Consider the following 6849-nt stretch of genomic DNA (forward strand, 5'->3'; position numbering starts at 1 on the left):
AGCGTGTTTTTGTCAAAAATGACTGTGCGGCTGCTCATAAGCATTGTTTTTCACAAAGCGATGGTTTACAACCATAGATGCCATTGGTGTATGTGGTAAGAAGTGAGGTTATACATGAAAGGTCATTGGCGACATGGATTGTTGGTAATGTTGTTGGTCGCAGGCAGTGCCCACGCGGTCAAAGAACGTCAGTTGGGCGAGATATTTATCGAAGAGTCAAAGTCCAAGCAATCGCTAGAGTTTGTCGGCCAGGGTAGCCGTCCAGTTGATAATACCGGGCGCGACAAATACAGTATTTACCAGAACAAGAATATTGAAGATCCGACTGAGTTCGGCGGCGGTCTTAAATTCAATGCGACTGATGACTTCAGCATCTCGATTGAAGCGGGTGGGGCTGTAGTCGAAGACAGTGATATAGATATCGATAGCGGCGCTGTGAAATTCGAACTCAGTTATTAATATTTTTGTTACGTTTACCTATTTTGTTATTTTGAGATTTTACCTGCAAAAAGTCTTAAGTGCGGTCTAACTGACGTGAAATGGTTGGGAATATCATGAAACCCAACCAGAACGTGCCAGATTAATACTTTGAAACATCTTGTCTTTTTTCCATCATCGAAGTTAAGCTTTTCTGTCATTCGCAATCCCTATATTCAGCATGAAATTTATACATGCTCATATATAACGGGATTGATATGTTCAAGAAATCACTAGCTGCAGCGGTATCACTGGTACTGACTACGTCAGTATTTGCAATGGATGCACGTTACGAAGATCGTACCGGTAATCTAACGGCAGACCTACCTCAAAACGAAGCAGAATGGGTTAACCCATCAACCTTGATCTTTGCTTACACGCCAGTTGAAGACCCTTCAGTATATGCCAGTGTCTGGAGCGAGTTCTTGGAGCATATGGAAGAGAAGACAGGTAAGTCTGTTCGTTTCTTCCCGGTACAGAACAATGCTGCACAAATCGAAGCGATGCGTTCAGGCCGTCTGCACATTGCAGGCTTCAACACCGGTTCTACACCGCTAGCGGTTAACTGTTCTGGTTTTGTTCCGTTCACTATCATGGCGGGTGAAGATGGTTCATTCGGTTACGAAATGGAAATCATCACTCACCCAGACTCAGGTATCGACAAAGTTGAAGATCTGAAAGGCAAGAACCTGGCTTTCACTTCTCAAACCTCTAACTCTGGCTTCAAGGCTCCGTCTGCGATTCTGAAAGCAGAATACGATCTAGAACCTGACCGTGACTTCAAACCTGCTTTCTCTGGCGCGCACGACAACTCCATCATCGGTGTTGCTCACAAAGATTACGATGCAGCGGCTATTGCGAATTCTGTTCTGACTCGTATGTTGGATCGTGAAGTGGTGAAAGAGTCTGACATCAAGAACATCTACACGTCTCAGACTTTCCCAACGACGGCTTACGGTGTTGCCCACAACCTTCACCCAGAGCTGCAAGAGAAGATCCAAGATGCGTTCTTCAGCTTTGACTGGAAAGGCACCAAGCTAGAAGAAGAATTCTCCCGTAACGGCGAATCACAATTCATTCCTATTACTTACCAAGAGCACTGGGCGGTGATCCGTACCATCGATGAGGCGAATGACGTCTCTTACGCTTGCCGTTAATAGGAACTACCATGTCAACACTTCAACTTCGTTCACTGACGATGCAGTACTCACCGAAAGATAAAGCGCTGAGTAACGTGTCGTTGGATATCCAAGCTGGTGAAGTAGTTGGACTTATCGGCCCCTCTGGGGCCGGTAAATCAACACTGATCCGCTGTGTAAACCGCCTCACCGAGCCAACGTCTGGAGAGGTCTTGTTCAAAGGACAGGATTTGACCAAACTGGGGAGCCGTGAACTGCGTCAATCACGCCGTAAAATTGCGATGATTTTCCAGGAATACGCCTTGATTGAGCGGCTCACTGTGATGGAAAACGTCTTGTCCGGCCGTTTGGGCTATGTCCCGTTCTGGCGCAGCTTCCTGCGTAAATACCCTGGAGAAGATATCCAGTCGGCGTATGCACTGCTTGATCGCGTTGGTCTCATGGAGCATGCCGACAAACGTGCCGATGCCCTTTCTGGTGGTCAGCGCCAACGTGTCGGTATTGCCCGCGCTTTGGCCCAACAGCCTGAATTATTGCTGATTGATGAGCCAACTGCGGCATTGGACCCGCGTACTGCCCGTCAGGTCATGCGCCTGATCTGCGATATCTGCAACGAGCACAAGCTACCGGCGATTATCAATATTCACGATGTGAACCTGGCTAAACAGTTTGTAGACCGTATCATCGGGCTCAAAGCCGGTGAAGTGGTATTTGATGGCAAACCGGAAGAGTTGGGTCACGACGCACTCACCCGCATCTATGGCGAAGAGGATTGGAACAGCGCAACGGAGTCACAGGACGAAGAAGCGTTACCAATGGCAAGCGCTGAGTTGATGGCGGAGCCTGCGTAATGGCCCAGACTTATCCGACTCATTGGAAAAAGCCGCCTTTTATCGCGCAACCTTTTTGGCGTTGGCTACTTTGGCTGGGTGCAGGTCTCTACTTTTATGTCGCCATCGGCTCGGTTGAAATCAACTGGATGCGTGTTTATGAAGGGACCGATCGGGGCTTGAATTTCATCATGGCCTTTATGCGGCCTGACTTTGCCAGCCGCTGGGATAATATCGCTATTGGTCTGGTGGAAAGCCTGACCATGACCCTGACTTCGACGGTTGCGGGTGTATTGCTGTCGATTCCCTTTGGCTTGGGTGCGGCACGTAACTTGGCCCCACGCCCGGTTTACTTGTTCTGCCGCAGTTTCGTGGCGGTTGCCCGTAGCTTTCAGGAAATCATCATTGCCATCCTGTGTGTAGCGCTGTTCGGGTTCGGCACTTTTGCTGGTTTTGTTACCCTGACTTTCGCCACCATTGGCTTCTTGGCCAAGCTGTTTGCCGAAGAGATTGAATCGGTAGACCCAGCTGCGCTGACGGCCATGAAGGCAACGGGCGCGAGTTGGTTCCAGCAGGTGAACTATGCCATTCAGCCGCAGGTGATGCCACGTGTTATCGGCCTGAGCATGTACCGTCTGGATATCAACTTCCGTGAATCGGCGGTGATCGGTATCGTTGGTGCTGGTGGTATCGGTGCCACGCTCAATACCGCGATGGACCGTTATGAGTACAGCTCGGCGGCCGCTATTTTGCTGATCATTATCGGCCTTGTGATGTTGGCTGAGTATGTCTCTGCCATTATCCGTAACCGTATTCAATAGGAGCCGGTATGTCTATTTCCCAATCTACCTACCTGGCCCATTGGCAAAAGTACTCGGCTAAAGAGAGCTTGTGGCGCTGGTTTGGCTGGCTTATGTTTGTCTCAGTATGTGTGTACTGCTGGCAGGTGATGAACAAAGACACCATGTGGTTCTTTGTGGCCGATGCACCTAATCAGGTGGCTGATATCACCGGTCGTATGTGGCCTCCGCGCTGGTCGTACATGGATCAGCTGTGGCAACCCCTGTGGGATACTATCAATATCGCCACACTGGGCACTCTGCTGGGCGTGGTGATGGCCTTCCCGGTGGCTTTCCTTGCTGCAAGGAATACCACGCCATCGACGGTGTTTGTCCGTCCGGTTGCCCTTTATATCATTGCGGCCAGCCGTTCGATCAACTCGTTGATCTGGGCCTTGCTGCTGGTGGCTGTGCTAGGTCCTGGCTTGCTGGCGGGGATTATCGCCATTGCTCTGCGCTCGATCGGCTTTGTCGCCAAGTTGATGTACGAGGCGATTGAAGAAGTGAACAAGACTCAGGTCGCAGCTATCACGGCAACCGGTGCGTCGCCGCTGCAAATCCTCGATTACGCAGTGATGCCTCAAGTGTTGCCGAACTTTATTGGTACTTCTATTTTCCGTTGGGATATCAACATTCGAGAGTCGACAGTACTTGGCTTGGTGGGGGCTGGTGGTATTGGCCTGAAGCTTCAGGAATCGATGGCCGTGCTGGCATGGCCACAGGTAACGGTGATTTTCATCTCCATCCTTGCCACAGTTGTAGTCTCTGAGTGGGTGTCGGCACGCTGTCGTCATGCCCTGATTTAATGGCAATACTCCGCTCTGAATAAAAAGGCCCACTATGTGGGCTTTTTTATTTGTATATCAGTACGAAAAAAGCTGATCACATTAAATTTTATTTTGGGAATGAAGTTGTCTAAAAAACGCGAGTGTATCGCATAAATGTGCCTTGCTTGCACCCTGTAGTATGAAGTTTAATAAAGTAATGATTGTCTGAAAAACAGCCTCAGGGGAACCACTTCAATCATTGATGACAAGGAAGTAAAAATGGCAAAGTACCAGTTCTTTTGTAAGCCAGATTCAAAGCAGAAATCATTTACCTTCGTAGAGATGGGAAGCGCGAGTTTTTCAGCCGAGAAGCAGCAGTTACTCGAAATGGGGTTTGAGGTTGAGGAGGATGTGATTTACGCAGACTCCAAAGAGGAGGCTGTTGATAAGTTCAAGTCGAACTTTTTAGCACCGTTGGATGATTATACTAATTCACACCCTGTTACTGCCGTGGTGACGTTTATCTTTGAAACTTTAAAAGCTATCCGAGGTAAGAAATAGTCGCTAGAGATAAAGGCTCTACTTGGTGAGCCTTTTATTTCCCAGTCGCAAATCAGCTTTCAATAATATAATCCAACTGGTAGAAGTGAGCTTCGCTTTTGCCACCTTCAAACTGGTTATATACCCCAGCTTTGAAATAGCTTAGTAGATGCTGCCAATAGGTAATGTCATGGCTCAACTTGGTTTCACCATCGACATTGACGACCAGTTGGTTATTACCCACAGATATATCGAATTGGGTAGGGCGGTTTAGATCTGCGGGCCCTAAGTCGATATGACGGTATGCTTTCTTGCATTCGGCATTGCTTCGGTGTTGACTGTTGCTGCTGCAATCTAGGGCATTGGCTTTAATCACTGCCCAATAATGGCTTTCTTTTCCATTGCGCTCCAATTCCCAGGTAATCCGAACCAGTGGGTGGGGAATATAGCCAGTCCCATCTTCATGAATGCCTTTGTTATGAACTTGCAGGTAGGTGATTTCTTTCTTGCCTACTGGGCTGTTTTGCACGGATGTGATGGGGTTAATAGGCTGCAGGTTGGCTTTCAATTGGTAGGTGGTATCCGACTGGGCAGTACTGAAATTTTCCAGTACTCTCAGTTCGTTTCTCAATTTATAGCCTTCCATATTAAATACGAGTGCTTCACTACTTCCGTCGACATAAAAGTGTTCATTGACGATGCCTGTGAAGTCACCGTTTTTGGCCATTTCATTTTTACTGCCGGGTTTGGCATTGGGAGTAGAAATTTGCAATTTTGATGACGATAAAATGTGGCTGAACTGAGGATAACTAGCTGGCTTGGAAGTTATTTTTTCTTGGAATGGTAATGTGTTGTGCTTTGGTGAATTTGCGACTGCAAATTGGCTGGTAATAATACTGCCAATAAGCAACAAATGGGTTTTTCTCATTATGTACCTTAAAGATGGACTCAATGATAACGCCTTTTTAATAGCTTCATCATTTTGGCTGAAATCGTATCAAGCTAATTACAATTCTGACAGGTCATTTCGCGACATATTTTAGTGGGAGATATTTTGCTTTTATTTTGATGAGGTATTGACCAGTAAAGGTTAAATAATAACCGGTACTGTAAATTGTCAGTTAAATATCTGACTTTCTAACATTTTAACGTTTGCGTCGCTTTAATATTTCGGCTTTTTATCGCAGTGGAAATATTATGAAGAAGTTAGTGACGCTATTACTGGCGCTTGGGATGTGTGCATCAATGGGAGCGAAGGCAGAGACCGGTATTGGCCTATCCGTCGGTGACCCTTTCTGGGGTGTGGACATGAAGCACAATGGTTTTCGTATCAATGTCAGCCTTGACGACCAGTTCGGTGTCGGCGTCAATAAAACCTACGGTGTCCAGGGCACCCCTTTATATTTGTTCCTAGGCGGTCAATACGTCGATCGCAATAAGCATTACGTGGCGATCACGCCGGGTATCGGTGCCGAGTTCCGTGTTCGACCTATGGGGTTCTATGTTGATCTAACTCCTGCAGTCTACTTGGACGAGTTGGATATAGAGTTGGAAGCAAGGGCGGGTTTTAGGGTTTACTTCTAAGGCCCTTGGTGATTTCCTGTTTCCAATCCCTTCTCTCCACCAAGGTTGTTTGTTTCAAGTGATCCTCGCCGCCCGGCGAGGATGTCATGCCATTTAAGTGGCAAGACACAGGGATAAAACCACCTCGCTACCGGAAGAAAACCGAGCAGCCGGCCTGCTGGGATTACATCCCCTTTACTTCAGCAATATAGAGCTTAAGTAGAGCTTTTCGATATCTTCAAGGTTGCTGCACACTTCAATGGCTTCACGAAGTGGTGTCGATAACTCAAGGAAATAGCTTGGCGGCACCTCAAACAAGCGTGCGGCTTTGCTGATCACTTTTCTTGAAGGGGTATGTTTTCCGTTTTCTATCAATGAGAGATAGGTTGTGGTGATATCTAGCTTGCTGGCACACTCTTCGCTCTTCATTTTGTGGTGAAGTCGTAGTGCCCGAATTTTAAAACCGCTAATACTCATCAAATCTAGTTACCATGTTTTATTTGTTTTAAATCAATACTTTGTTATTGAAAGTTCAGACAAAACATTGGCTAATCCCTATGATACAGTGTGTACAGGGTATCATTTGTCCTTTTCGTTAATTCTATTTCAGTATCATTAGTTTAACCCATGTTATTTAAACTTTTTAAAAATATTGTTCTATTAAATTTCATCTAATTAATAAAATATTCTCTCT

9 protein-coding genes are annotated in these 6849 nt (G+C 46.7%); 7 read left to right on the forward strand and 2 right to left on the reverse strand.

The features are described 5' to 3' along the window. Positions 1-114 precede the first annotated feature (114 nt). The 6 genes from BIZ37_RS12665 (at position 115) to BIZ37_RS12690 (ending at position 4613) form a co-directional block, all read left to right on the forward strand. Positions 115-459: a hypothetical protein gene (locus tag BIZ37_RS12665; protein WP_187461804.1), complete on the forward strand. Its 345-nt coding sequence runs from the start codon at positions 115-117 to the stop codon at positions 457-459. A gap of 236 nt (positions 460-695) precedes the next feature. After that, positions 696-1634, forward strand: coding sequence for a phosphate/phosphite/phosphonate ABC transporter substrate-binding protein (gene phnD, locus BIZ37_RS12670; protein ID WP_187461805.1), 939 nt, complete (start codon positions 696-698; stop codon positions 1632-1634). Positions 1635-1645: 11 nt separating this feature from the next. Further along, positions 1646-2467 carry a phosphonate ABC transporter ATP-binding protein gene (gene phnC / locus BIZ37_RS12675; protein WP_187461806.1) on the forward strand — a complete coding sequence of 274 codons (822 nt, stop codon included), beginning with the start codon at positions 1646-1648 and terminating at the stop codon, positions 2465-2467. Continuing rightward, positions 2467-3267: a phosphonate ABC transporter, permease protein PhnE gene (gene phnE, locus BIZ37_RS12680; RefSeq protein WP_187461807.1), complete on the forward strand. Its 801-nt coding sequence runs from the start codon at positions 2467-2469 to the stop codon at positions 3265-3267. The genes phnC and phnE (BIZ37_RS12680) overlap by 1 nt, the downstream gene beginning before the upstream one ends. 8 nt (positions 3268-3275) lie before the next feature. Next, complete coding sequence (phnE, locus tag BIZ37_RS12685) at positions 3276-4091, forward strand: phosphonate ABC transporter, permease protein PhnE (RefSeq protein ID WP_187461808.1); 816 nt, start codon at positions 3276-3278, stop codon at positions 4089-4091. A 240-nt stretch (positions 4092-4331) separates the two neighbouring features. After that, complete coding sequence (locus BIZ37_RS12690) at positions 4332-4613, forward strand: hypothetical protein (protein WP_187461809.1); 282 nt, start codon at positions 4332-4334, stop codon at positions 4611-4613. A gap of 52 nt (positions 4614-4665) precedes the next feature. Here BIZ37_RS12690 and BIZ37_RS12695 read toward each other — a convergent pair whose 3' ends face one another. Then, positions 4666-5520, reverse strand: a complete 855-nt coding sequence (locus tag BIZ37_RS12695) for a polysaccharide lyase family 7 protein (protein WP_187461810.1) — start codon at positions 5518-5520, stop codon at positions 4666-4668. 269 nt (positions 5521-5789) lie between these two features. Between BIZ37_RS12695 and BIZ37_RS12700 the strand changes: the two genes are divergently transcribed. After that, entirely contained in the window at positions 5790-6176 is a 387-nt protein-coding gene (locus BIZ37_RS12700) for a hypothetical protein (RefSeq protein WP_187461811.1), read from the forward strand. A 174-nt stretch (positions 6177-6350) separates the two neighbouring features. Here the strand turns inward: BIZ37_RS12700 and BIZ37_RS12705 are convergent, their stop codons facing one another. Continuing rightward, on the reverse strand, positions 6351-6632 hold the full coding sequence (locus tag BIZ37_RS12705; RefSeq protein ID WP_187461812.1) for a helix-turn-helix domain-containing protein: 282 nt from the start codon (positions 6630-6632) through the stop codon (positions 6351-6353). Between the last annotated feature and the right edge of the window lie 217 nt (positions 6633-6849).

This window comes from Photobacterium sp. BZF1 (assembly GCF_014349205.1).
Classification (GTDB): Bacteria; Pseudomonadota; Gammaproteobacteria; order Enterobacterales; family Vibrionaceae; genus Photobacterium.

What these genes read in the sequence shown, in the direction of transcription:
- BIZ37_RS12700 (WP_187461811.1), top strand. Translation starts at nt 5,790, where the DNA reads ATGAAGAAGTTAGTGACGCTATTACTGGCGCTTGGGATGTGTGCATCA.
- phnE (WP_187461807.1), top strand. Translation starts at nt 2,467, where the DNA reads ATGGCCCAGACTTATCCGACTCATTGGAAAAAGCCGCCTTTTATCGCG.
- phnC (WP_187461806.1), top strand. Translation starts at nt 1,646, where the DNA reads ATGTCAACACTTCAACTTCGTTCACTGACGATGCAGTACTCACCGAAA.
- phnE (WP_187461808.1), top strand. Translation starts at nt 3,276, where the DNA reads ATGTCTATTTCCCAATCTACCTACCTGGCCCATTGGCAAAAGTACTCG.
- BIZ37_RS12695 (WP_187461810.1), bottom strand. Translation starts at nt 5,520, where the DNA reads ATGAGAAAAACCCATTTGTTGCTTATTGGCAGTATTATTACCAGCCAA.
- BIZ37_RS12690 (WP_187461809.1), top strand. Translation starts at nt 4,332, where the DNA reads ATGGCAAAGTACCAGTTCTTTTGTAAGCCAGATTCAAAGCAGAAATCA.
- BIZ37_RS12665 (WP_187461804.1), top strand. Translation starts at nt 115, where the DNA reads ATGAAAGGTCATTGGCGACATGGATTGTTGGTAATGTTGTTGGTCGCA.
- phnD (WP_187461805.1), top strand. Translation starts at nt 696, where the DNA reads ATGTTCAAGAAATCACTAGCTGCAGCGGTATCACTGGTACTGACTACG.
- BIZ37_RS12705 (WP_187461812.1), bottom strand. Translation starts at nt 6,632, where the DNA reads ATGAGTATTAGCGGTTTTAAAATTCGGGCACTACGACTTCACCACAAA.